Genomic DNA, 24809 nt, shown 5'->3' with positions numbered 1-24809 from the left:
ATCCAGCCCGCGGTACCGGCAGCGCCCCCTCAGGGGCGCGGGGAACTGCGCGATCGACCACCCCTCACCCGCAGCCGCAATCGCTCCACCACCCCCGAGCTACTGGGCGTTCGGCCGAGCCCCCGACCGCGCCGCCTCCTCCATCTCCGAAAGCCGGGACAGCATCGGCATCGGATCCACCCCCACCGCCCCCGGCAAGAACTCCGCTATCCGCTCCGGCGTCCACGACCCACCCTCGGCATACGCCGAGCGCAGCTCACGCGGCTGGGCCCACACCGCGATCTTCGCCCCCGCCACCGAGTACACCTGCCCGGTGATCCCCTCCCGCGCCGCCCGGTCCGAGAGCAGGTACACCACCAGCGCCGCCACATCCTCCGCCGACCCCATCCCGGCCAGCTCCATGGGCACGTCCGCCGACATCCGCGTCCGCGCCACCGGCGCCACCGCGTTCGCCGTCACCCCGTACTTGTGCAGCCCCAGCGCCGCGCTGCGCACCAGCGAGATGATCCCGCCCTTGGCCGCGCTGTAGTTCGCCTGGGACACGGAGCCCTGATGGTTCCCGCTGGTGAACCCGATCAGCGTCCCGGACCGCTGCCGCCGCATCACCGCCGCTGCCGCCCGGAAGACGGTGAACGTGCCCTTGAGATGGGTGGCGACGACCGGGTCCCACTCCTGCTCGGTCATGTTGAACAGCATCCGCTCGCGCAGGATCCCGGCGACGCACACCACCCCGTCGAGCCGTCCGAACGCGCCCACCGCCGTGTCCACGACCCGCTGTCCGCCCGCCATCGTGGAGATGTCGTCGGCGACCGCGACCGCCTCCCCGCCCGCCGCCTCGATCTCTTTCACGACGGCGGCGGCGACCTCGCTGCTCGGCGCGGTGCCGTCCGTCGCGACGCCGTAGTCGTTGACGACGACCCGCGCCCCCTCGCCCGCCGCCGCCAGCGCGACCGCCCGTCCGATGCCCCGCCCCGCGCCCGTGACGGCGATGACCCTGCCTGCCAAGAAGTTCCCCATGCCGGCCCCTTCCCGCGCTTTCTGACGGACCGTTAGATTTTATGACCCGGCTCACGCGCGGACACAAGCCCCGGGGAGGCACCGGATGACACTGCCGCAGGAGTTCCACGAGATCGCCGGGCGGGTGAACAACTGGGGGCGCTGGGGCGCGGCGGACGAGATCGGCACGCTCAACCTGATCACCGACGAGGTGGTGCGGGGCGCCGTCGCGGAGGTGCGCACGGGCCGTCGTATCCCGCTCGCGCTGCCCCTCACCCACGACGGGGTGCAGACGGGCGTGATCCCGGGCCGGGTCGATCCGCTGCACGCGATGACGCAGCTCAACCAGGAGTTGTTCGGGCCCGGCACGGTGGCGTGCAGCGACGATGTGGTGACCCTGGGCCTCCAGGCGGGCACGCACTGGGACGCGCTGCCGCATGTCTCGCACGGCGGGCTGCTCTACAACGGCCGCCCGGCGGCCACGGTGACCGCGCACGGCGGCGCCGAGTTCTCCGGGATCGACACGGCGCGGCCGGTCGTCTCGCGCGGGGTGCTGCTGGACGTGGCGGCGGCGCTGGGCGTGGAGCGGCTGGCCGGGGGACACGCGGTCACACCGGAGGATCTGGAGCGGGCGGAGGAGTTCGGCGGGGTGCGGGTGCGGGCCGGCGACATCGTGCTGGTGCGCACCGGCCAGGTGCGGGTGTATCTCGGCGGGGACCGGCACGGGTACGGCCACCCGTCCCCCGGGCTCTCGGTCCGTACGCCGGAGTGGTTCCACGCCCGCGATGTCGCCGCCGTCGCCAACGACACGCTCACATTTGAGATCTTTCCGCCCGAGATCGACAATCTATGGCTGCCGGTGCATGCGCTGCACCTGGTGGAGATGGGGATGCTCCAGGGCCAGAACTGGAACCTGGAGAAGTTGTCCACAGCCTGTGGAGAATGCGGGCGGTACGCGTTCCTGCTGTCGGCGATGCCCGAACCGTTCGTCGGCGCGACGGGTTCGCCGGTGGCACCGGTGGCGGTCCTCTGATGATCAACGCGCTCTGGCGGGGGCCGGTTGGCGGCGCGGTCGCCCCCCTGCACCGCACGCCCGCGCCACCCTCCGGTGCGACCCGCTCTCGGCGAGGACCCCTGGCCGCCGCCCGGCCCTCGCCGTCCCCTCGCGGCGGATCGACGCACACCAGCGTGTTCAGCCGGGCACGGATCGTCAATGCCGGGGAGGTGATTCAGGACATGCGGCCGGTTCATGACGCCCGCGCACGGAGGCATCCCCCGGCGCACCGCGGCACCCCGGGGCTACACCGCCTCGAAGGCGAAATCCTCGTACGCGGACGGACCGCCTCCGTACGCCACCGCCGCGCTCCCCTCGCGGCGCGCGCCGCCGTCCACCTCGCACCAGATGCTCTTTCCGGCGCCCTCGCGGCTCCAGCCCCAGCGGTCGGCGAGGCAGTCCACGAGGGCGAGGCCCCGGCCGCCGGTGGCATCACTGCCGACACAGCGCGGCACAGGGGCCCGGGTACAGGTGTCGGTGACCTCCACGCGCACCGTGGGCGAGGGGGCGGTGGGGAGCTGGGCGCCCGGCAGGGAGAGTCTGAGGACCGCCGGGCGGCCGGTGTGCACCACGGCATTGGTCACCAGCTCGGAGACGAGCAGGACCAGCGTCTCGGCCACCGGCTCGTCGGCCGCTATGCCCAGCCCGTCGAGCCGCGAGCGGGCCCACTTCCTGGCGCGCCCCACCTCCGCGGGGTCGGGCCGGATCTCCAGCTGCACTTGAAGCACCTGCACCGCTCACACCATCCGAACCGGCGAGACCGCGACCCCGCGCCACCGAACCGCCCCGGCGCGAGCCGGGACGACGATCACGAGGGCCACGATCGTAGCCATTTCCTGCATGGCCTGGACAACAGCCAGAGCAAGGGTCACGGAACGTGATCTCCTTGCCTCACAGCATGGTTGACGTACAGTCACCCCAACAAGCGCTTCGGGCATATTCCCTCGCGAAGGAGTACGCGTAGGGGATACTGTGCGACGCTTACGCCGGGGAGTCGAACAGCCGGGGGCCTCGCCCCGGTCCGCCCCGCGAGTAGCGGCGCGCATCGCATGTCCCGGCGCCGCCTCAGGGGCACCGCCGGCATCGCCCGCGTTCGCAGCCACTCGCATCCCACACAAGGTACCGGAGCACCCACCGACTCCGGGCCGTGACGAGCCCTCCCGAAGGACACAACCCGGTATCGACGCTCTGTGATTCCGAGGCGCCACGATCCGCGACATCTTGGGCCATGGCTTTGCTCCGGCGCAGGGCAGCAACGCTCAGGAGACCAACCCCGCGGCAAGCAGCTCCTCACTATCCGTGACACTCCCATTGCGTTGCGCACGCACCCACGCCCGCTTCAGATGCAGATGCACGTCCGCCTCCCAGGTGAAGCCCATGCCGCCGTGCACCTGGAGGCAGTCGCGGGCGCCGCGCACGGCGGCCTCGTCGGCGAGCAGCCGGGCGGCCGCGATGTCGCCCGGGTCCCCGGTGACGGCGGCCGCGTAGACGGCGGCCCGCGCGGTCTCGGCGCGCACCAGGAGGTCCGCGCACAGATGCTGCACGGCCTGGAACGCCCCGATCGGCCGCCCGAACTGCTGGCGGGTCCGGGCGTGTTGCACCGCCAGCTCGCTCAGCCGTACGGCACCGCCCAGTTGTTCGGCCGCCGTGAGGAGAACGGCGAGAGGGTCGGCGGCGGCCGGGCGCGGGACCCGGTGCAGGGGGGTCAGCGGGTCGACCGACCGCAGCGGTACGGCTCCGGAGGTGTCCCCCCGCACGACGTCCGCCGCGTCCAGCCACTCCACCAGGGCCCCGCCGACGGCGGCCACGACCGTCTCCCCCGCCGCCGCGCCCGGTACGGCACCCGCCGCGAGATGCGTGGCCACCAGCGGGCCCGGCAGCAGCGCCCGCCCGGCCTCCTCGAAGGCGAGCACGGCCTCGGGGCGCCCGAGCCCCACCCCGCCCTCCGCCTCCGGCAGTGTGAGCGCGAAGAACCCGGCCTCCCCGAGCGCCCGCCACAGCTCCCGGTCGATCCGCCCGGGGGCGTCGACGGCCGCGCGCAGGGCCTCCCGGGGAAACCGCCGCTCCAGCAGCCGCCGTACCCCCATCTTCAACGCACGCTGATCCTCGCTCAGTTGGAACCGCACCCTCATCTCCCCTTCGGCAGCCCCAGCATCCGCTCGGCCACGATGTTGCGCTGGATCTGCGAGGTGCCGGCCGCGATCGTGTACGACAGCGAGGACAGCCGGTCCAGCACCCACGGCCGGTCGAGGTCGAGGGCGTCCGGGCCGAGGACGTCCGCGGCGGTGTCGTACAACTCCTGACGGGCGGCCGAGTACCGGAGCTTGAAGACGGACCCGCCGACCCCCGGCACGCCCCCGCCGGCCATCGCCGCGCTGACGTTCCACTGGGTCAGCCGCCACAGCGCGCGGAACTCGGCGTCGAGGCGGCCGAGCCGGCGCCGTAGCGCGGGGTCGTCCCAGCGGCCGTTCTCCCGTGCCCCGCACGCCAGTTGGCGAAGGGTGCGGCGGCAGGCGACGACCTCGCCCACGAAGGCGGTGCCGCGTTCGAAGGACAGGGTGACCATGGTGACCCGCCAGCCGTCGTTCTCCGCGCCGACCCGGTTGGCGGCCGGCACCCGCACCTCGTCCAGGAACACCTCGGCGAACTCGGCGGACCCGGCGAGCGTGCGCAGCGGCCGTACGGTGACCCCCTCGGCGTCCATCGGCATCGCGAGCCAGGTGATGCCGTGGTGGCGGGGCGCGTCCGGGTCGGTGCGGACGAGGAGTTCGCACCAGTCGGCGACCTCCGCGTGCGAGGTCCAGATCTTGCCGCCGGTGACCACGTAGTCGTCGCCGTCCCGGCGGGCCCGGGTGCGCAGTGCCGCGAGGTCGGAGCCGGCGTCCGGCTCGCTGAACCCCTGGCACCACACCTCCTCACCGCGCAGGATCGGCGGCAGCCAGCGCGCCCGCTGGGCGTCGGTGCCCTCGGCGGCGATGGTCGGCCCCGCGTGCAGCAGCCCGACGAAGTTCGCCCCCACATAGGGCGCGCCCGCCTTCTCGGACTCCTCCAGGAAGATCATCCGCAGCGCCGGGGAGGCGTTCCGGTGGACATCGGCGTACCCGGCGTCGTACAGCGTCCGCTGCCAGCCGAGGTCGTAGGCCCGCCGCCCCGGCCAGTCGGCGGGGTCCGGCTTCGGTGGCAGCCCGGGCAGCACCTCATGGAGCCACTCCCGCAGCCGTGCCCGGAACTCCGCCTCCTCCGGGGTGTCGCAGAGGTCCATCACCGGTCCAGGTCGAGCCCGAGCATGCGGATGGCGTTGCCGCGCATCAGCTTGTACACGGTCTCCTCGTCCAGGCCCCGCACATGGTCGAGGGCGATCTCCTCGGTGTGCGGGAAGGTGGAGTCGACGTGCGGGTAGTCGGTCTCGAAGGTGGCGTTGTCACGGCCGACGACGTCGAGCGAGGCGACACCGTGCTTGTCGCGGAAGAAGCAGCAGTAGATCTGGCGGTAGTAGTACGTCGACGGGGGCTCGGGCACCAGATCCCGCACCCCGCCCCAGGCCCGGTGCTCGGCCCACACGTCGTCGGCGCGCTCCAGGGCGTACGGCACCCACCCCATCTGCCCCTCGGAGTACGCGAGTTTGAGCCTCGGGAACCGCACCAGGACCCCGCTGAAGAGGTAGTCCATCATCGAGGCCATCGCGTTGTTGAAGCTGAGGGACGCCTGGACGGCGGGCGGGGCGTCCGGGGAGGCGGCGGGCATCTGGGAGCTGCTGCCGATGTGCATGTTGACGACCGTGCCGGTGTCCTCGCAGACGGCGAAGAACGGGTCCCAGTAGCCGGTGTGGATGGACGGCAGCCCGAGGTGCGTCGGGATCTCCGAGAAGGTGACGGCCCGCACCCCGCGCGCCGCGTTCCGCCGTATCTCCTCGACGGCCAGCCCCACGTCCCACAACGGGATCAGGCACAGCGGGATGAGCCGGCCGCCGCTGTCGCCGCACCACTCCTCCACCATCCAGTCGTTGTAGGCGCGCACACAGGCGAGGGCGACTTCCTTGTCGTGCGCCTCGGCGAAGGTCTGCCCGCAGAAGCGGGGAAAGGTGGGGAAGCACAGACTCCCCTCGACATGGTTGAGGTCCATGTCCGCCAGCCGCGCCCTGGGGTCCCAGCACCCCCGCCGCATCTGCTCCCGGGTGATCCCCTCCAGCGTCATCTCGTCGCGGTCGAAGCCGACGGCGGCGATGTTGCGCTTGTACGGGAACTTCAGGTCCTCGTAGATCCACCAGTCCGTCGGGGTCCCCTCCGGGTCCATGCTGATCTGGTACTTCCCGCCCACGTAGGCGAGTTCACCGATCCCGGCGGTGAGCGGCCGCGGTCCCCGCTCCCGGTACTTCGCCGGCAGCCAGGTCTCGAAGAGGTGGGCGGGCTCGATCACGTGGTCGTCGACGCTGATGATGCGGGGCAGTTCGATCGCCATGGTTCCCCTCCGCCGGACCGGACTCATCTGATGGAGCGTCAGTTAGCATGCCACATACCTGACGCACCGTCAGCAGTCTTTCCCCCGGGCAGGTGGCGACCATGGTCCCGTCCCCTCTGGCATCCGCGAACGAGACCGCGCGGTCCCTGAGTTGTTCCCGCACCCTGTGGGAGCTGGCCGCCCGCCGCGCCGCCCTCACCCCCGGGCGCCCGGTCTTCCTCCAGTCCTCCCGCTCGCTGACCTTCGGCGAGCTGTGCGGGTGGGCGGCCCGGGTGGCGGCGGGCCTGTACGGCATGGGGGTGCGCCCCGGCACGGTGGTGGCCTGGCAGCTGCCGACCCGTATCGAAACGGCCGTCCTGTCCCTGGCCCTGGCCCGCCTCGGCGCCGTCCAGTCCCCCCTGATCCCCTTCTACCGGGACCGGGAGGTGGCCTTCGCGCTACGGCGGTCGCAGGCGTCGTTCCTCGCGGTCCCGGGCGTGTGGCGCAGCCACGACCACACGGCGATGGCCCACCGCCTGGGCGCCCCCGGCGTCTTCCCGGCCTACGACACCCTCCCCACCGGCGACCCCGCCGTCCTCCCCGCCCCGCCCCCCTCCGGCACCCCGGTCCGCTGGATCTACTGGACCTCGGGCACCACCTCCACCCCCAAGGGCGTCCTGCACTGCGACCGCTCCCTGATCGCGGCGGGCTCCTGCCTGGCCCACGCGCTGCGGCTGCGCCCGGACGACGTCGGTTCGATCGCCTTCCCCTACGCGCACGTGGGCGGCGCGGACTACCTGGTGATGCTGCTGCTGTACGGCGTCCCGGCCCTGCTCCTGGAACACTTCGCGCTCCCGGACTCCCTGCCGGAGTACCGCCGCCACGGTGTGACGGTGGCCGGCGGCTCGACGGCCTTCTACTCCCTCTTCCTCACGGAACAGCGCAAGCGGCCCGGCACCCGGCTGATCCCCACCCTGCGCCTCCTGGCGGGCGGCGGCGCCCCCAAGCCACCCGAGCTGTACCACCAGGTGGTACGCGAACTGGGCGTCCAGCTCACCCACGGCTACGGCATGACCGAGGCCCCGATGATCACCATGGGCGACCCGACGGACACCCCGGCCAACCTGGCGACGACGGAGGGCCGCCCACCCGCGGGCATGGACATCCGCATCGTGGACGGCGAGATCCACCTGCGCGGCGAGGCCGTCTGCCACGGCTACCTCGGCGCCTCCGACTCACCCTTCACCCCCGACGGCTACCTCCCCACCGGCGACCTCGGCCACCTCACCCCCACCGGCCACCTCGTCCTCACCGGCCGCCTCAAGGACGTGATCATCCGCAAGGGCGAGAACATCTCCGCGAAGGAGATCGAGGACCTGCTGCACGGGCATCCGGGGGTGGGAGATGTGGCGGTGATAGGCCTGCCGGACGTGGAGCGGGGGGAGTTGGTGTGCGCGGTGGTGGAACGGCGTCCGGGCGCAGCGGAGTTGACCTTGCCCGAGGTCATGTCGTTCCTCCGCACCCGGGGGTTGGCGACGCACAAGCTCCCCGAACGGCTGGAGGTGGTGGAGGAGCTGCCACGTAACGAGACGCTGCGGAAGGTCGTCAAGTACAAATTGCGCGAGCGGTTCGGACCGTCGTGACATCCGCGTCGGTCTCCTGCTGCCGACCGGGCCGTGGTCCCACCAGCTGACCTCGATGAAGTGCCGGACCTGCTCATACACCGCCCCCGCGGCCTCCCGCTCCCAACTACGGGGTGTCCTCCCACGGCGTGACGTACCCGGCCTTCGGCTCCCCGGGAAAGTACCGGCGGACCCCGCCGATCCAGGCCTCCCGAACCAGCCGCGCACCCTCGGTATTCGACATGCCCATCCCTCTCACCACGGTGTTCAGGAACCGATCTCCACCCTCAGCTCAACCGCGCGGTGGGGACTTCCGTGACCTGGAGTACTCCACACGCGGCACACGGCCTCGGTACCGTCGAGAGTAGAAGCCCCGACGGATGGAGCACGATGCCTCGCCGCCCGCTGGACCGCCGGCGCCCCACCCATAGGGGGGCGCACTGATGCTGGAAGAAGCCGAAGAGATCGGCCGTCGCGCACGCCGTGCGAGGCTTCGCCTCGGCATGACGCAGGCCGACCTCGCTGCCGCCCTGGGCAAGACGCAGGGCTGGGTGTCCAAGATGGAACGCGGGCTCATCGAACTGGACCGCGTCGGTCTGCTCAACCGGCTGGCGTCGGAGCTGCACATTCACCCGAACGACCTGATCGGGCGGCCGTACAGCAGTTCCCCGGCCGAGAACCAATGGCAGGTCGCGGCCGCTGCGATCACGCGCGAACTGCGTCGCTACGACCTCGCCCCCGTCTTCGACGGAACCCCCCGGCCCGCTCGCCGACTCTGGCAGGAGACCGCCCGGCTGCATCGGCTGCGTGACGCCGCCGCCAACGTGGCGATCATGGAAGTGCTTCCCGATCTGTTCCGTGAGGCGCGTGCCCTCGCCGAGGTCGCCACGGGACACGAGCGGGAAGAGGCGTTCGCGATCTACGCCGTGTGCTGCAAGTTCGCCCACACCGCCGCGCACGCTCTTGGACACCCTGAGCTGGTCGCCATGGCATGTGAGCGGGCCGCCTGGTCCGCCCGGCAGTCCGCCGACCCCGTCCTGCCCGCCGTCGCCGACTGGATGCGCGTCTGGGACATGTGGGCCACAGCGGACTGGGACGACGCCATCGCGCTGTCGGACAAGGCCATTCGCTCCGTGCAGCAGGCATACGACCAGGGTGAGCCTCTCGCCCTCCGCGCCTGGGGCTCCCTCCAGCTTCGCGCGGCTGTCTCCGCCGCACGAGCGGGCCACAGCGCGGAAGCCGAGGACCGCGTCTCTCACGCACGTACCGCGGCCGACCGGCTGGCGGAGTACGACGGCCCTCCCGTGTACGACCGCCACAGCCTGACGTTCTCCCCCGGCAACGTGCAGATTCACGCGATCAGCGTGGCACTGGAGATGCACGAGCAGCACAAGGCGCTGACGATAAACCGCCGTACGAACCCGTCTCTGGTCGGCTCGCTCCCCAACTCCCGGCGCGGCCATCACCACATGGACCTGGCGCGTGCCTGGCTGTGGGACGGGAACCGCGGCAAGGCACTGGCCGAACTGGAGACGGCCGAGCGCATCGCGCCCCAGCTCGTCCGCAACCATCCCATCGCCCGGTCAACCCTGCGCAGCATCGTGTACGCCGAGCGGGCGACGACCCGGGAGAAGCTGCGTCGCATGTCGGACCGGTTCCACCTCGTCGGGTGAGGATTGCATTCCTGCGTTTCATATTGAGCCCGGAGTTCTTCTCAGCTTCGGGACATGGCTGAACAGACCTTGAATCAACGCCCTACGGTGATTGTGAAGGCGATCGACGCGCCGGGCTGACGCCGGTGCTGTTCGTACGCCCTCAGTGCTTGAGCACGTACGGCCGGACCACGTCGTCGGCGGTTTCCCAAAGGGGTCGGTGGGGAGGCGTGGGGCTCCGCCAGCATGCTTCGTCGCACAGCATCGGCAGCCGGTGGCCGGCCGCGCGGTTGCGTTCGGCCCAGCGGCGCCAGCGGGAGTCGTACGGGTTCGGCAGGCGCCATACGTACGGGTCCGGGGTCCGCGTCTCTCGCGCGATCTCCAGGTCCGCCGCCCCGGTGTTACGGCGGCGGGACCTGGTGAACGGGCGCGCGAGTGCGTCATAAAGCCGACGGAACAACGGCGTTCTCCGCGAGCGTGAACGTGGCCCACACGCACTTGGTGTACGGCCCCTGCCGGTAGCCCCACGTCTCGGCCAGCGCGTCGACGAGCGCGAGTCCGTGTCCGCCCTCCTCGTCCGGCGCGGAGTCGCGGAGCTGGGGGAGCTGGTCGCGGTCCGGGTCCGAGACCTCCAGCCGCAGGTCTTGTTCCTGGAGGGTGAGCGTGACCTCGACCAGGGCGTAGGAGACCCGGCAGTGCCGCACCGCGTTGGTGACGAGTTCACTCGCCAACAGGACTACTACGTCCGATAGTTCGCCAGTGATGCCCCAGTCTGCCAGCGCTTTGGCGGTGAGCTGGCGGGCGGTTGACACATGCCGTCTGTGCTTGGGGGTGCGGAAGGTCGTAGTTGCGGGCATGGGGGTGCCGTACCTCCTGAGCGCTTTGTTCAAGACCTGCTCTGTCGTGGCGCCGCTTTGAAGCTACGGGCGTGTCTGACATTTGCGCAATGGAGCCGAGTGAATACATTCACTCGTCCACTCGATCGAGTGGAACATGCCCGAGATGAGTGGCCTGTGTGGCATCGTGACCACAGATGAGGGGAGGGTTCATGCCCGCAGGTGGACGGCCGACGGTGCGCAGCAGGCGCCTGGGTGCGGCACTGAGGCAGTATCGGCAGGCCGCCAAGCTGGACCAGCCGCAGGCTGCCGAGGTGATCGCCGCAAGTCAGGCCAGGATCAGTCGCCTTGAGAGCGGCAACGTCACTGCTCGTGTCATCGAAGTGCGACTGTTGCTGGATGCGTACGGCGTCAAGGACCCGAAAGTGTGCGCCAAGCTTGAGGAGTTGGCGAAGTTCTCCAAAAAGCGCGGTTGGTGGCATGAGTACGCCGCGCATCTACGGCCGGGCTATCTCGATCACATCATGCTGGAGGACGACGCGAGTCATATCCGGCAGTGGCATCCGGTCCTGATTCCGGGGCTTCTACAGACTCAGGCTTACGCCCGGGCAGTTATCACGGGCGGACCCGCCACCCTCAGCCCCGAGCGCATCGAGCGGTTGCTGGAAGTGAGGAGGCGGCGGCAAGAGAGGATCGCGGAAGGCGGGGTCAAGCACTCCGCCATCATCTGGGAAGCAGTCATCGAGCATCCTCTGGCGAGTATCGAGACTCACCGGGATCAGTTGTCGTTCCTCCTTGAAGTTGGGCAGCGAGAGAACGTCACCGTGCAGGTTCTGCCGTTCAGCGCCGGCTCGCTGGTGGCTGCTGCCGACGCCTTCGCCGCCTTCAGCTTCGACTCTGAGTCGGTGATCGAGGCCGTGACCATGAACGACGTGATGTCTACGTCGGTCCTCGAATCCCCGTACGACCTTGAGGTGTACACCAGTTCATTCGCCCTACTGTGCTCATCGGCATTGTCCCCGGAGGCGAGTGCGAAGCTCATCCGGAGCAAGCTGGAAACCATCGAGGAAGGCGCGTCGTGATCAAGGCTGTGGGCCCCTTTCGGAAGTCTTCTTACTCGGCGCAGCTAGACGACTGCGTCGAGGTCGCCGACACGGCCCCCGCCGGCCGGGCCGTCCGTGACAGCAAGCAGGACAACGGCCCCCTCCTCACCGTCTCCCGCGAGACCTGGACGGCCTTCCTGCGCCAGTTCTCGTAGGACGCTCAGAACAGCGAAGGGCGCCCCGCGGCACGTACTCCGCCGGGCGCCCTTTCCTGTGTCACATCCTGCTCAACGACGCCGTCGCGTACAGCACATCCCTGATCGCCTCCTTGTCGCCGAGTTGGCCCGCCGCCGCTTCCTCCGGGAGGAGGTGGCCCGCGGCCAGATGGCAGAACTCGACGGAGTCCAGGGCGACGTGGGCGACCTCCAGGTCGGTGGAGGGGGTGGCGGACGGGGAGTCGAGGGGGATCAGCCAGTTGCCGCCGGCGGGGCCCTCGATCTCCAGGCGGAGGGTGCGGCCGGGTTGGCCGGCGGGGGCCAGGTGGCGGGTGGTGCGGGGCGGGGTGGACAGGCCGGAGCGGCGGCGGGCGGCCAGGGCGGTCGGGAGGAGGCGGACAGCCAACTCGATCATCTTGGTCAGGTGGCGTGGGGAGGGCGGGCGGTAGGGGTAGTCGACCGCGTCCGCGATGTCCTCCGCGTGCACCCAGCAGCCGAACGCGCGGTCCAGCATCGCGTCGTGCAGGGGGAGTTCGAAGCCGCCGTAGGGGACGGTGAATCCGCGCGCGCCGCCTCCGGTGAAGGACACCGTGCGGACCAGGGCGTGGGTCTGCTCGCGCCAGGGCGCGTGGACCGCGCGGGTCTGCGGGAAGGGGGTGGACCGCCAGTACGCCTCCGTGCGGGCGGACGGGCCCGTCGCCCCGGGCGCGTCGCCGAGCGGGTCGTCCAGGCCGAGCGCCGTCGCGATCACTCCGTCCACCGCCAGGAGGTGCGCGATCACGCCCGCGACGGTCGTACGACGGGTCGTCTGGGCGTCGTCCTCGAACCACCGCAGCCGCACCGGCGCGTGCCATTCCGCGTCGCCGAAGTCCTGGAGCAGCGCGTCCAGGCGGGCGGTCTCCGCGTCGTACGGCGCGGCCCACGCCGGTACCGGGATGCGCGGCGGCCTGCGGTCGAGGCAGGAGTCCAGGACGCGGGTGCGCAGCGCCGGGTCCAGGTCGAGGGTCTCGGGCTGGTGCAGCAGGCCGACCGCCTCGCGCAGCCTGCGGGCCTCGTCCGCGCAGCCGCCGCAGTCGCCCAGGTGGTGCTCCACCGCCTCCGTCTCCGCCGCCGAGCACGCGGCCAGCGCCCACGCGCCGAGCAGTGACTTCAGCACGTCGTGCGGCAGGTCGAGCGGCACCGGCACCTCCTCGGCCCGGCCGACGGGACCGGGCAGCGGGCGGGCGCCGTCCTCCACGGGAACGCGGGGCGTCGGTATCCGCCGCTCCCGGGGTTCCCCGAACTCCGCCCGGAACTCCTCCGCTCCGCTCATGCCGCACCGCCGTACCCCGGGGGAGCCCCCACGTCGTGGGCGGTGGACAGCAGTTGCAGTCCGAGGCGGAGCCGGCGGCGGGCCTCGTCCTCGGTGACGCCCAGGTCGGCGGCGGTCTGGCGGTAGTCACGGCGCTGGAAGTACGCCAGTTCGAGGGCGCGGCGCAGCGGGACCGGCATGGAGTGCACGATGTAGTCGGCGCGGGCGGCCACGGAGGCGCGGCGCACCTTGCTCTCCAGGTCCTCCTCGGCGCACACCAGGTCCTCGACGCCGTCCGGTGCCCCGTCCCGCTCCCGTTCCTCCCGGTCCCGCAGGCGCTGGACGGCCAGCCGGTGCGTCACCGCCGCGATCCAGGTGCGCAGCGGGCCCTGCTTCGGGTCGTACGTCTCGGGGTGTTCCCAGATGTGCGCGAAGACCTCGCGGGTGACGGCGTCGGCGGCCTTCTCCTCACCGAGGACACGGTGGGCCAGGCTGTGCACCAGGGAGGCGAACCGGTCGTAGGCCTCGCCGAGCGCGGCCGCCTCACCGCGGGCGAGCCGCTGCTGCATCTTGCGGTCCCAGCGCGGTGGCGCGTCCTTCTTGGCCATGGGGTCCCCTCCCCTCGCCCGTCGTCCGGCCCGCCGGTGTCCGTGCGACCGTTGTCCCGAATGTAGTGGGCACCACCGACAGGTCACGACTCTTTGTGCCAAAGCCCGTCGCGGAAGCGCCGCAGGTGATAGTGCCCTCTTCACATTTTCCCCACAGACGCTACGTGTATATCTGATCGAAGCGGATCGCTAGTGACTGAAACAAGCCCCTAAACGATCGTGTGCTGTTTGCCGCATCGAGTTTCAGGGAAACGCGGCTGGGCAGCCGCGCGGAATGAAACGTAGGAACGGCTTCCGGTTCCGGGCGGTTCCGGGAGAACCCGCGAGCGGAGGGGCTGGGCCGTGGCATTCAATGTGACCGGCGTCGAAAGAGGCGAATGGGCCGTGCTCCAGGTGCGCGGCGAACTGGACCTCATGACCTCGCCGGTGCTGCGCCAACGTGTGCACGACGTCGTGGCCGAGGGCCACCACAGCCTGGTCGTCGACCTCTCCGACGTCTTCTTCTGCGACTCCAGCGGCGTCGGCGTGCTCATCGCCGTCCGCCGGCTGATCCGCTCCTGTCAGGGGCAGCTGCGGCTGATCCTGCCGGACCAGGGCGCCGAGGACGGCTCGCACGTCAACCGGGTGCTCGGCGCGCTCGGCGTGCGCCGCCTCTTCGACTGCCACCCGGACCTCGACGCCGCCACGACCGACGAGGCGGGGCCCCTGTCGGCCTGAGCCGCCGTGCCCGACCGCGTACGCGTCGCCCGTGTCGCGGAATTCCCCCGGTCTTGGCACAACGCTCTGTTTTCCGTCACTTTGCCGTCACCCACGCCGTACGCTCCGTGCGAGTAACACGAGATCACCCCCCACGCACGTAAGGCGGCACGAACAGACATGGTCAGCACCGAGTACGAGCGCAGGATCGCCGCCCGGTTCGCCACCTTCGACCAGGACGGCAACGGGTTCATCGCCCGCGAGGACTTCAACTCGGTGGCCAAGGCGCTGCTCGCCGAGTTCGCCGTGACCGCACGCTCCGACAAGGGGCAGGCGCTGTACGCCGGTGCCGAGGCGTTCTGGCAGGGCATGGCCGGGATCGCCGACCGTGACGGCGATCAGCGCATCACCCGCGAGGAGTTCGTCGGCGGCGCCGTCAAGCGGCTGCGCGACAACCCCGACCGGTTCGCCGAGATCGCCCGCCCCTTCCTGCACGCGGCACTGGCCGTCGCGGACGGCGACGACGACGGCCGGGTCGGCGTCGAGGACACCGCGCGGCTGCTGCGGGTGTGCCAGGTGCCCCAGGAGATCGCCGGGCCCATCGCCGCGGCCCTGGACACCGACGGCGACGGGGAGATCGACGAGCGGGACGTCGTACCGGCGTTCGCGCGCTACTTCACCATCGCCGAGCAGTAAGGCGGGCAGGACGGCGGGCGGCGGACCAGCCGCCAGCGGCTCAGGCGAAGACCACCGTACGGCGGCCGTTCAGCAGGATCCGGCGCTCCGCGTGCCACTGCACCGCGCGCGCGAGCGCCTGGCACTCCACGTCCCGGCCGATCGCCACCAGCTGGTCCGGGGTCACACCGTGCCCGACCCGCTCGACCTCCTGCTCGATGATCGGCCCCTCGTCGAGGTCGGCCGTCACATAGTGCGCGGTGGCGCCGATCAGCTTGACGCCGCGGGCGTGCGCCTGGTGGTACGGCTTGGCGCCCTTGAAGCTCGGCAGGAACGAGTGGTGGATGTTGATGATCCGGCCGCTGAGCTGCTTGCACAGGTCGTCCGAGAGCACCTGCATGTAGCGCGCGAGCACCACCAGCTCGACCCGCTCCTCGCGGACGAGGTCGAGCAGCCGGCCCTCGCCCTCCGCCTTGGTGTCCTTGGTGACCGGGATGTGGTGGAACGGAATGTTGTAGGAGCCGACCAGCTCCTCGAACTCCGTGTGGTTGGAGACCACGCCGACGATCTCCACCGGCAGCGCGCCGATCCGGGACCGGAACAGCAGGTCGTTCAGGCAGTGCCCGAACTTGCTGACCATCAGCAGGATGCGCATCTTCTGGTCGGCCCGGTGGATCTGCCAGTCCATGCGGAAGGAGTCGCCGATCGCGGCGAAGCTCGCGCGCAGCTTGTCCACGGTGACCGGCTCCTCGGCCGTGAAGTGGACGCGCATGAAGAACAGGCCCGTGTCGTGGTCGCCGAACTGCTGGCTGTCCTCGATGTTGCAGCCGGTCATGAACAGATAGCTGGACACGGCGTGCACGATCCCCTTCTTGTCCGGGCAGGACAGGGTGAGGACGTACTGGTCGGCCGGGGCGGCGGCGGGCGCGGACTGCTCGTTCATGGGTCTCAGGGTCCCATACGCCGCCCCGGCGACGGGCCGGCGTCCGCTACGCGGACCGGGCCACGATCACCCGGACCGGGTCACGATCCGCAGCACTTCCAGGCTCTTCGGCGGCGTGTCCGGCTCCTCGCCGTCGCTCGCCGCCATCCGCACATGGGCGTCCCGGGCCGCGCGCACGGCCTCCGGCCAGCCCGGATGGTCGACGTAGGCGGAGACCGGCGCGTCCGGGCCGACCTGGTGCATGATCCGCAGCACCCGCAGTACGGCGGTGTCCACGAGCGCCGCCTCCTGCGAGTCGCGGAAGATGGTGCCGACGTACTTCTCCGCGGACCAGTTGTCCAGCCAGGTGTCCTCCACCAGCCGGTACACGGCGTCGGTGACGTCGCCGTAGCCGTCGACGCCGGCCAGCCAGACGTCCCGCTGGAAGACGGGGTCGGAGAGCATGTGCAGAGCCGACCGCACATGTGTGCGCCAGCGCCACCACGGCATGTCGTTCAGAGGCATGCCGCCCATGGTGGAGGAGCGACGGCCGCGACGGGAAGAGTTCTCCGAACCTTGCACGGTCACCGATCGTACGTTCATCGGCCCGCGCGCCGCATCGACCCCCGTAATTCACCCCGGGATCACCTTCCGTCGACCGTGGATCACTCGCGGGTTAGCGGTGTGGGGGAATCGTGCGGGACCATGACCGGCAGGCCCCGCACCACCCGCACGTCCCCCCTCCCCTCCGCCTCTTCCACGGCCCCTTCCGGCCGCCCCGGCAGGGCGTCCGCCCTGTCCCTGGGCGCGCTCGCCGTGTGCGCCGCGCTCACCGCCGGCTGCGGGGTCCTCCCGTCCGTCACCGGCTCCGCGGACCCCGTCAAGGTCATGACCTGGGCGCCGCAGGACACCGGTGCCACCAACAAACCGGGCATGCCGGCGATGGCCCTCGCCTACGCCAAGTGGATCAACTCCCAGGGCGGCGTCGGCGGCCGCAAGCTCCAGGTCCTGACCTGCAACGACCACAACAACAGCGTGGACGCCGCCAAGTGCGCCCGGCGCGCGGCCGACGAGGACGTGGTCGCCGTCGTCGGCTCCTACAGCCAGTTCGGCGACTCCTTCCTCGCCCCGCTGGAGAGCGCCGGCATTCCCTACATCGGGGGGTACGGCGTCACCACCGACGAGTTCACCGGGATGATGTCCTACCCGGTCAACGGCGGCCAGCCCGCGCTGCTCGCCGGTCTCGGCCGGGCGCTCTCGGGGAGCTGCGGCCCCATCTCGCTGGTCCGTCCCGACAGCATCGCGGGCGACGAGCTGCCCGCCCTGCTCGACTCCGGTCTGAAGACGGGCGGGCACCCGGAGGCGCGGGACCAGCTCGTGGCGGAGGACCTCACCGAGTACGGCGCCGCGTCCGACACGTCGCTCCGCTACGCCGCCGGCGACGCGCTGAAGAAGGGCTGTGTGGTGCCCGCGCTCGGCGACCGCACGGACACCTTCATGGACTCCTTCCGGCGTGAGCGCGCGGACTACCCGGCGGTGCGGCTCGGCACGGTGCTGGGCAGCGTCGACCAGACGATGATCAACGCGACCGGCGGCTCCTCGGGACCGTACGAGGGGGCGTACGTCACCGGCTGGTACCCGCCCGCGAACGACGGCCGCTGGAAGCAGATGAAGCAGGTGATCGACCGGGAGGCGTTCGGCGACAACCGCATCGACCCCGCGGACGCCGGGGTGCAGACCACCTGGATCGCCTACACCGTGCTGAAGGCCGTACTGGAGAAGATCGGCGGCGGCGCGGTGAGCGCCGACTCCGTGCGCAAGACACTGGACGGCGGCCTCGCGGTCTCCACCGGGGGCCTCACCCCCACCCTGCGCTGGCCCTACGAGGGCAAGCTGGCCTCGGTCGGCTTCCCCCGGATGGTGAACGCCGACGTCACCCTCCAGGTGGTGCGGGACGGCGAGCTGGTCGCGGCCCGCGAGGGCGTCGGCGGGATCGACGGCACCACCGACATGACCGGCACGCTGGAGGACGCGGACGTGGAGTAGGCACCACGTCCGCCTCCCCCGGGGGCCGGGCGGTCAGAGCTGGGTGGGCTGGCGCTGGGTCAGGCCGTACTTCGTGGCGATCGCGTTCCACAGCGCCGCCGCCTTGGCCTTCTGCTGGCTCGCGGTGCCGCTCTCGCGGTTGCCGGCCTGCGCCTCGCCGGTCGTCTTGGCGTGGCCCTTGTGGCAGGTCTTCTTGCCGCCGCCCTTGACCTGGTCGGCCCAGGCCGCGTAGTGGTTGTCGGCCGCGGCCGACGCCTGCCACGCCTTGGTCAGGGCGTCCGTGAGGGCGGCGTTGTCGGGCAGCTTGTCCACGCTGAGCTTGCCGAGCCGGGTGACCAGCTGGCCGCGCTGGCCGGCCGCGCTCCGCAGATTCGTGGCGGCGCCGTCCAGGCTCGCGCACTGCTTGACGTCGGCCACCGACTTGATCACCGCGGCCCGGCTGCTGCCGCTGTCGGCGAGCAGCTTGTCCAGCTCGACCGCCTGGGCGCGCGCCGGGTCGGCGGCGGGCGCGGAACTCTGCTGGGCCCCGGAGGTGGCGGCCACCGTCTTGTTGTCGTCCGTGCTGCCCGAGGAACCGCCGCCCTTGCTGAGCAGCGCGCCCGCGCCCACGCCGACCACGACGATGCCGACGCCGACGGCCGCGATCAGGGGCACCTTCGACGGGCGCCGCCGGGGCCGCTCGTCCTGTCCGTCCTCCTGGCGGGTGTACGGCGACGGGGGGCCGTCGTACGAGGGCGGGTAGGCCGCCGGCTGCTCGACGCGCGGGAGCTGCTGGGTGGAGCCGGCCGGGGCGTCACCGGCCGGGCCGCCGCGGAAGAGGTTGTCGAACTCGGCGGGCGGCTGGCGGTCCCCGCCCTGGCCCTGCGCCGGACCCTGCCCCTGCTCCTGGGCCTGGTACGGCGGGATGTACTGGGTGGCGTCGGCGTCGGAGGACGCGGGCGGGGTCTGGTGGTTGGTCCCCAGGTAGCGGGTCTCCTCGCCGGGCGACTCGGGCGGCAGCGCCCCGGCGGTCACCGGCGGTATGTACTGCGTGGCACCCTCGTCGGCGGGGGCGGCGGGGACCGGCGGCAGATAGTGGGTGGCGTTGTCCGCGGCCGGGGGCAGCGGGGCCGCGTGGCCGGGGGCCGGGTACTGCGGCTGCTGGTGCTGGTGCCCCGGGTGCTGGGACTGCTGGTGGCCCTGCTGCTGGTACGGGTCCTGCGCCCCGTAACCCGGCTGCTGACCGCCGTACGACGCCTGCGGCTGTCCTCCGTACGACGGCGCCGGTGCGCCCTCCGGGGGCAGCGGGCCAGCGCCGGACGGGGGCGGACCTCCCTGGGCACCCTGGGCGGGGCCGCCCCACTGCGGGGCGCCCGCCGGGGGCCAGCCCTGGTCCTGCGCTCCGGGCTGGGGCGTCTGCTGTCCGGGCCCCCAGGATCCGCCCCAGGCCTGCCCGCCGGCGGGCGTGGCGGTCATGCCCGGCAGCAGGGGCTCTCCTCCGTCGGAGGGCAGCACGATGCCTTCGCGCGCGGGCTGCGCCGAGAGCTCCTCGCCCTGTCCACTCTGCGTCACCGGGACTCCTACCAATGGGGGACCTTGTGAATCGTCGGGCCACGCTACCGGGTACCCGGAGCCCCTTGCCACGCACCTCGGTCCGCGGCCCGCCCGCCCGTCATGGCAGTAACGGAACGGCCCCGCGCGACGCTGTATATGGCACCCGGCATGCGCCGGGGTGGTGTTCGCCACATGTTCACGTCCGCGCGGGGCCGGTGTTCACGCGGCCTGCTGGAGATCCAGCCGGGCCCCGAACTCCCTGACGACCGCCTCCTCCCGGAAGGGTTCGAGGCGCTGCTGGAGGTCGTCCAGATACTCCGCGCCCCGGTTCGAGCGCAGCGTCTCCAGCAGTTCCACCGCCTTCATGCCGGTGGCGCAGGCCTGTTCGACCTCGCGCTGCTGCACCTGGGCGGTGGCGAGCAGCACATAGCCGATCGCGCGGCGGCGGGCCCGGGAGGCGGGATGTCCGGCGAGGGACTGCTCGGCGTAGCGCGCGGACTGCTCTGGCTGGCCGAGGTCCCGGTGGCAGTGCGCCAACTCGTCGGCCAGATAGGCCCCGTCGAAGTGCCGGATCCACACCGGGTCGTCCCCGGAGTCGTCGTCGCACTGCTCCATCGCGGAGACCGCCCGCGCGGTCGCGGCGCCCGCCGCGCGCGCGTCGCCGAGCAGCGCGTGCCCGCGCGCCTCGGCCGCGTGGAACATCGCCTCCACCCGGGGGGTCGCATGGCCGCGTGCGCCCTCCTGCGCGGCGCGCGCCAACTGGGCGATCTCGCGCGGGTTTCCGAGCTGGGCGGCGAGATGGCTCATGGACGCGGCCAGGACGTACCCGCCGTAGCCGCGGTCCCCGGCGGCCTGGGCGAGGCGCAGCGACTGGATGTAGTACCGCTGGGCCAGGCCGGGTTGGCCGGTGTCCACGGCCATGTAACCGGCGAGTTCGGTCAACCGGGCCACGGCGGCGAAGAGTTCGCGGCCGGTCGACTCGCGGTACGAGCCCGCGAGCAGTCCGGAGACGACGCTGTTGAGGTAGTGCACCAGGACCGGGCGCACATGTCCGCTGCCGAACTGGTGGTCCAGGTCGGTGAGCGCCTGGGTCATGGACCGCACGGCCGCCACGTCGGACTGGCCCACGCGGGGGCCCGCCTGCCGGGCCACCTGGGCGTCCGGCGCGGAGATCAGCCAGTCGCGGCTGGGCTCGACCAGCGCGGACGCGGCGACCGAGGAGCCGGAGAGGAAGTCCCGGCGCCCCACATCGCTGCGCCACAGCTCGCAGACCTGCTCGATGGCGCCCAGCACCGTCGGCGAGAACTGGAGGCCGACCCCGGAGGCGAGGTTCTTGCCGTTGGCCATGCCGATCTCGTCGATCGTGACCGTGCGCCCCAGCTTGCGGCCGAGGGCCTCGGCGATGATCGCCGGCGCCCGGCCCCGCGGCTGCTGGCCGCGCAGCCAGCGGGCCACGGACGTCTTGTCGTAGCGCAGATCGAGGCCGTGCTCGGCGCCGCACATGTTGACCCGCCGGGCAAGGCCGGCGTTGGAGCACCCCGCTTCCTGGATGAGTGCCTGCAGCCTTTCGTTCGGCTGCCTCGCGACGAGAGGCCTTGCGGCCATGTGCTACCCCCTGCGAACCCCTGGAGCGTGACCTTTCGGAAAGATCACTGCCCAGCTGACATACCGTCAATGCGTGACATGTGCGGTTTGCCGGGTACCGGCTGATGCCAACCCCACTCCTGGCTACCCAACTCACGCCCCGCCTCCTACCGCGCGCCCCCACCGGTGCACCCATGCGCCCCGGACGGGGAGGCGATGCTCCTCCCCCGGCGGGGCAAGGGCCGTAACTCCCGGTGGGTGCGGGAGTTGAGAGGGCGTGGAAGAGACGATCGCGGCCGCCGAAGACAGTCAGATTGCCGGGCAGATTCCGCAGCAGCGCGGGGACTCGCCGCAGGAGATCGCCGTGCGCTACGCCGAGGAACGGCACTGGGACGTGTTCCCGGGGACCTGGCTGGAAGCCGTCCGCGGCATGCCGCGCTGCTCGTGCGGCGAGGCGTCCTGCCCTGCGCCGGGTGCGCACCCCGCGCGCCCCGACTGGGCGACCCAGGCGACGGGGAGCGCGACGGTGGTACGGCGGCTGTGGCAGAAGCAGCCGACGGCGGCGGTGCTGTTGCCGACGGGGCGCACGTTCGACGCGCTGTCCGTCCCGGAGACCGCGGGGTTCCTGGCGCTGGCCCGTCTGGAGCGGATGTCGCTGACGCTCGGGCCGGTCGCGCTCTCCCCGGACCGGCGGATGCAGTTCTTCGTGCTGCCGGGCGGCTCGGCGAAGGTGCCGGAGCTGGTGCGGAAGCTGGGGTGGGTACCGGCGTCGCTCGATCTGGTGGCGCTGGGCGAGGGGGCGTATGTGGCGGCGCCGCCCACGCGGTTCGGGGGGCGGGGGGCGGTGCAGTGGGCGCGGCGGCCGACACCGGCGAACCGGTGGCTGCCGGATGTGGAGGAGCTGATCTCCGCGCTGGCCTACGCCTGCGGCCGGGACCGCTGATCCGCACGGTTCCCCGCGCCCCTTTCGGGCCGGGACACTGGTGTGCGTGGCGCTCGCGCGGGCCGTGGCCGCCGCCAACGTCCGGCTGCTCACCAGCCGCAAGGGCCGCGATCTGGCCGTGCTCGGCGGCCTGGTGATCGCCCTCGGCAGCCGGCTGGTCAACTTCGCGGCGCGGCGCCTCGGTTCGGGCGGGCTCGGGCAGCTGCGGCCGGTCGCGGATGTGCTGTCCTGGGTCCCGCCCGCGTCGGCGGTGGCGGCGGCGCGCTCGGCGAGCGAGGGGCCGTACGGCATCGCGCTCGCCCAACTGGCGCGCACAGCGGTCGCGTTGGGTCCTGTGCGCCCCCTTCATCGCCCTCACCCTCCGGCCGGCCCACGGCACGGACGGCGTCGGACGCACCTGGCTGCTGCTGCCCGTCGGGGCGGTGTACGGCGCCGGGACCGCGCTGCTGGGGCTGCGCCTGGCGGCCCCGAGGGCGGCGGGACGGCTGCCGGAGATCCTGGCGGCGGTCAGCAAGGGGTGAGCGCCCCGCCGGTGATCTCGTACGAGCGGCGGCCGGCACGGCACCGGCGCGCCGGGCCACCGGACCCGGGGCCGGCCCCGGCTGGTGGGGACCGTGCGGCAGGTGTGGACCGGGCTGCCGGGCGGCGCGCGCACGCGGTGATCTTCGCGGCGGACTATGGCCGGAGCCGCGGATGTACGCGTGAGGACGCTCATACCCGGACGCACCGCTTTTGCGCACTGGCGTTCGAAAATACTGCCCCTGCGGACAACACCGCTCATTCGAGTGACACCGCGCCAGGAATGATCGCCGTCCCGGAGGGGATCTTTCTGGCGGGAGGCGGACCGCTCGGGGAAAAACGGTCCGCAGGGGGACTGACCCTGGGAGCTCGGGGCTCCGGGTCAGCGCAGGGGAGGACAGGCCCCGGCGCCGCAAGGCGCCGGGGCCCTCTGCCGTCCGGAGGATCCGGGGCGGCTCAGCGCTTGGCGACGAACACGTGGGAGGCGATGTCGGCCTCCAGCTCGGCCGCCTCGCCGCCGCTGCCGACCAGCACCCCGCCGGCCGACTCGGTCACGCTCACCACGGAACCGGGCTGCACACCGGCCCGGCGCAGCGTGTACATCAGCTGCGCGTCCATCTGGATGGGCTCGCCGATGCGGCGTACGACCACGGTCTTGCCGTCCGTGCCCGCGTCCAGGTCGGCGAGGGAGACCATGCCCTCGTCCAGGAACGGGTCGGCGCCGTCCTTCTCGCCCAGCTCCTCAAGGCCGGGGATCGGGTTGCCGTACGGCGACTCGGTCGGGTGGCGCAGCAGCTCCATGACGCGGCGCTCGACGGCCTCGCTCATCACGTGCTCCCAGCGGCAGGCCTCCGCGTGCACCTGCTCCCACTCCAGGCCGATCACATCGACCAGCAGGCACTCGGCGAGGCGGTGCTTGCGCATCACCCGGGTGGCGAGCCGGCGGCCCTCGCCGGTCAGCTCCAGATGGCGGTCGCTGGCGACGGCGACCAGGCCGTCCCGCTCCATCCGCGCCACCGTCTGGCTCACCGTCGGCCCGCTCTGGTCGAGCCGCTCCGCGATCCGGGCGCGCATGGGGACGACGCCTTCCTCCTCCAGTTCGAGGATGGTGCGGAGATACATCTCCGTGGTGTCGATCAGTCCGGACATACGTGCCCCTCGATTACCTCTGCCGGCACCTGGCGCGTGCGCTGGCCTCGACCCAATTCTGCCGGATCCCACTGACAAGCGGGTGGCACCGGGGGAACGGGGCGGATTCGGGGCGCCGGGACGGGCCCCGGCACCGGGATGGGCAACGCCGTATTGACACCGCACTGGTCCAGACCGCACCGTGATCCGCGACACAGACGCTGCGAAGGGGCACCGCATGAGCGACGGCACGCCTGCCGACCTGTTCTTCGACGCCGCCATCAACCTCCTGCAACGGCTCAGGGCGGAGGAGGCGGCGGCGATCGAGTCCGCCGGCACCCTGCTCGCCGACACCGTCGTCGCGGGCGGCCGCCTGTTCGCCTTCGGTGCCGGGCACTCCTCGCTCGCCGCGCAGGACGTCGTCTACCGCGCCGGCGGGCTCGCCCTGATGAACCTGCTGACCGTCCCCGGCGTCGTGGGCGTGGACGTCACCCCCGCCACCCTCGGCTCCGCGCTCGAACGCGTCGACGGGCTCGCGAGCGCCGTGCTCGACACCTCGCCGCTGCGCTCCGGCGACGCCCTTGTGATCATCTCCCTGTCGGGGCGCAACGCGCTGCCCGTCGAGATGGCCCAGCGGGCCCGCGCCCTCGGCATCAAGGTGATCGGCGTGACCTCGGTGGCGTACGCGGCGCAGACCACGTCCCGGCACTCCTCCGGCACGTTCCTGAAGGACCACTGCGACCTCGTCCTGGACTCGAAGATCGCGGTCGGTGACGCGGAACTGACCCTCGACACCATCCCGGCCCCCTTCGCCCCCGCCTCCACCGTGGTCACCACGGCGCTGATGCAGGCCGTCCTCGCCACCGCCGCCGCCACCCTCGCCGCCCGGGGCGTCGAACCCCCGCTGCTGCGCTCGGGGAACGTGGACGGCGGCCACGACTGGAACAACCGTGTGATGGACGAGTACGGCGACCGGATCTTCTACCGCCGCTGATCCCCCGGCCGCGGG

Annotated in this window: 23 protein-coding genes and 1 pseudogene; 11 read left to right on the top strand and 13 right to left on the bottom strand. The window is 71.9% G+C overall.

What is annotated here, in order from left to right; translation table 11 throughout:
* Nucleotides 1-99: 99 nt before the first annotated feature.
* On the bottom strand, nt 100-1017 hold the full coding sequence (locus QHG49_RS19915) for an SDR family NAD(P)-dependent oxidoreductase (RefSeq protein ID WP_301490553.1): 918 nt from the start codon (nt 1015-1017) through the stop codon (nt 100-102).
* 85 nt (nt 1018-1102) lie between these two features.
* On the opposite strand from QHG49_RS19915, the gene QHG49_RS19910 reads away from it, so the two are divergent.
* Nucleotides 1103-2029, top strand: coding sequence for a cyclase family protein (locus QHG49_RS19910; protein WP_301490552.1), 927 nt, complete (start codon nt 1103-1105; stop codon nt 2027-2029).
* Between the two features lie 266 nt (nt 2030-2295).
* Here the strand turns inward: QHG49_RS19910 and QHG49_RS19905 are convergent, their stop codons facing one another.
* The 4 genes from QHG49_RS19905 to QHG49_RS19890 form a co-directional block, all read right to left on the bottom strand.
* Nucleotides 2296-2769, bottom strand: a complete 474-nt coding sequence (locus tag QHG49_RS19905) for an ATP-binding protein (protein WP_145485997.1) — start codon at nt 2767-2769, stop codon at nt 2296-2298.
* A 540-nt stretch (nt 2770-3309) separates the two neighbouring features.
* Nucleotides 3310-4176, bottom strand: coding sequence for an acyl-CoA dehydrogenase family protein (locus QHG49_RS19900; RefSeq protein WP_301490551.1), 867 nt, complete (start codon nt 4174-4176; stop codon nt 3310-3312).
* Between the two features lie 2 nt (nt 4177-4178).
* The gene (locus QHG49_RS19895) at nt 4179-5312 is read right to left on the bottom strand and encodes an acyl-CoA dehydrogenase family protein (RefSeq protein WP_159702408.1); all 1134 of its coding nucleotides are present in this window, start codon (nt 5310-5312) and stop codon (nt 4179-4181) included.
* The gene (locus QHG49_RS19890) at nt 5312-6508 is read right to left on the bottom strand and encodes an amidohydrolase family protein (protein ID WP_301490550.1); all 1197 of its coding nucleotides are present in this window, start codon (nt 6506-6508) and stop codon (nt 5312-5314) included. The genes QHG49_RS19895 and QHG49_RS19890 overlap by 1 nt, the downstream gene beginning before the upstream one ends.
* Before the next feature lie 101 nt (nt 6509-6609).
* Between QHG49_RS19890 and QHG49_RS19885 the strand changes: the two genes are divergently transcribed.
* Nucleotides 6610-8130, top strand: a complete 1521-nt coding sequence (locus QHG49_RS19885; protein ID WP_301490549.1) for a class I adenylate-forming enzyme family protein — start codon at nt 6610-6612, stop codon at nt 8128-8130.
* Nucleotides 8131-8552: 422 nt separating this feature from the next.
* Nucleotides 8553-9782, top strand: a complete 1230-nt coding sequence (locus tag QHG49_RS19880; RefSeq protein WP_159702416.1) for a helix-turn-helix domain-containing protein — start codon at nt 8553-8555, stop codon at nt 9780-9782.
* A gap of 419 nt (nt 9783-10201) precedes the next feature.
* On the opposite strand, the gene QHG49_RS19875 is transcribed toward QHG49_RS19880, so the two are convergent.
* Complete coding sequence (locus QHG49_RS19875; RefSeq protein WP_301492856.1) at nt 10202-10618, bottom strand: ATP-binding protein; 417 nt, start codon at nt 10616-10618, stop codon at nt 10202-10204.
* 215 nt (nt 10619-10833) lie between these two features.
* Here QHG49_RS19875 and QHG49_RS19870 point away from each other — a divergent pair, with 215 nt between their 5' ends.
* Nucleotides 10834-11679, top strand: a complete 846-nt coding sequence (locus QHG49_RS19870) for a helix-turn-helix transcriptional regulator (protein ID WP_236576328.1) — start codon at nt 10834-10836, stop codon at nt 11677-11679.
* Entirely contained in the window at nt 11676-11855 is a 180-nt protein-coding gene (locus QHG49_RS19865; protein ID WP_159702425.1) for a DUF397 domain-containing protein, read from the top strand. Before QHG49_RS19870 ends, QHG49_RS19865 begins: the two co-directional genes overlap by 4 nt.
* A gap of 61 nt (nt 11856-11916) precedes the next feature.
* Here QHG49_RS19865 and QHG49_RS19860 read toward each other — a convergent pair whose 3' ends face one another.
* Both QHG49_RS19860 and QHG49_RS19855 read right to left on the bottom strand, forming a co-directional pair.
* The gene (locus tag QHG49_RS19860) at nt 11917-13167 is read right to left on the bottom strand and encodes an MDMPI N domain containing protein (protein WP_301490548.1); all 1251 of its coding nucleotides are present in this window, start codon (nt 13165-13167) and stop codon (nt 11917-11919) included.
* Nucleotides 13164-13754: an RNA polymerase sigma factor gene (locus tag QHG49_RS19855; RefSeq protein WP_159702427.1), complete on the bottom strand. Its 591-nt coding sequence runs from the start codon at nt 13752-13754 to the stop codon at nt 13164-13166. Before QHG49_RS19855 ends, QHG49_RS19860 begins: the two co-directional genes overlap by 4 nt.
* A gap of 342 nt (nt 13755-14096) precedes the next feature.
* Here QHG49_RS19855 and QHG49_RS19850 point away from each other — a divergent pair, with 342 nt between their 5' ends.
* Both QHG49_RS19850 and QHG49_RS19845 read left to right on the top strand, forming a co-directional pair.
* Entirely contained in the window at nt 14097-14471 is a 375-nt protein-coding gene (locus QHG49_RS19850; RefSeq protein ID WP_145485935.1) for an STAS domain-containing protein, read from the top strand.
* 159 nt (nt 14472-14630) lie between these two features.
* Entirely contained in the window at nt 14631-15146 is a 516-nt protein-coding gene (locus tag QHG49_RS19845; RefSeq protein WP_145485934.1) for an EF-hand domain-containing protein, read from the top strand.
* A gap of 40 nt (nt 15147-15186) precedes the next feature.
* On the opposite strand, the gene purU is transcribed toward QHG49_RS19845, so the two are convergent.
* On the bottom strand, nt 15187-16068 hold the full coding sequence (gene purU / locus QHG49_RS19840) for a formyltetrahydrofolate deformylase (RefSeq protein WP_145485933.1): 882 nt from the start codon (nt 16066-16068) through the stop codon (nt 15187-15189).
* A gap of 66 nt (nt 16069-16134) precedes the next feature.
* Entirely contained in the window at nt 16135-16635 is a 501-nt protein-coding gene (locus QHG49_RS19835; protein WP_128790550.1) for a hypothetical protein, read from the bottom strand.
* Between the two features lie 117 nt (nt 16636-16752).
* Between QHG49_RS19835 and QHG49_RS19830 the strand changes: the two genes are divergently transcribed.
* Nucleotides 16753-18093, top strand: a complete 1341-nt coding sequence (locus QHG49_RS19830) for an ABC transporter substrate-binding protein (protein ID WP_159702430.1) — start codon at nt 16753-16755, stop codon at nt 18091-18093.
* Nucleotides 18094-18126: 33 nt separating this feature from the next.
* On the opposite strand, the gene QHG49_RS19825 is transcribed toward QHG49_RS19830, so the two are convergent.
* On the bottom strand, nt 18127-19644 hold the full coding sequence (locus QHG49_RS19825; protein ID WP_301490547.1) for a hypothetical protein: 1518 nt from the start codon (nt 19642-19644) through the stop codon (nt 18127-18129).
* A 201-nt stretch (nt 19645-19845) separates the two neighbouring features.
* Nucleotides 19846-21231: a transcriptional regulator gene (locus QHG49_RS19820; protein ID WP_111583830.1), complete on the bottom strand. Its 1386-nt coding sequence runs from the start codon at nt 21229-21231 to the stop codon at nt 19846-19848.
* Between the two features lie 256 nt (nt 21232-21487).
* On the opposite strand from QHG49_RS19820, the gene QHG49_RS19815 reads away from it, so the two are divergent.
* Both QHG49_RS19815 and QHG49_RS19810 read left to right on the top strand, forming a co-directional pair.
* Entirely contained in the window at nt 21488-22153 is a 666-nt protein-coding gene (locus tag QHG49_RS19815; RefSeq protein WP_159702436.1) for a bifunctional DNA primase/polymerase, read from the top strand.
* A 37-nt stretch (nt 22154-22190) separates the two neighbouring features.
* Nucleotides 22191-22481 (top strand): annotated as a pseudogene (locus QHG49_RS19810) (transporter); the annotation flags it as partial.
* Between the two features lie 647 nt (nt 22482-23128).
* Here QHG49_RS19810 and QHG49_RS19805 read toward each other — a convergent pair.
* On the bottom strand, nt 23129-23821 hold the full coding sequence (locus tag QHG49_RS19805) for a metal-dependent transcriptional regulator (RefSeq protein ID WP_037662230.1): 693 nt from the start codon (nt 23819-23821) through the stop codon (nt 23129-23131).
* Between the two features lie 217 nt (nt 23822-24038).
* Here QHG49_RS19805 and QHG49_RS19800 point away from each other — a divergent pair, with 217 nt between their 5' ends.
* A complete protein-coding gene (locus QHG49_RS19800) occupies nt 24039-24794 on the top strand; it encodes an SIS domain-containing protein (RefSeq protein WP_145485929.1) in 756 nt (251 codons plus the stop codon).
* The last annotated feature ends 15 nt before the right edge of the window (nt 24795-24809 follow it).

Source organism: Streptomyces sp. WP-1 (genome assembly GCF_030450125.1).
Taxonomy (GTDB): Bacteria; Actinomycetota; Actinomycetes; order Streptomycetales; family Streptomycetaceae; genus Streptomyces; species Streptomyces incarnatus.
The sequence above is the reverse complement of the archived record's forward strand: the minus strand, read 5'-3'. Positions and strand labels throughout refer to the sequence as shown.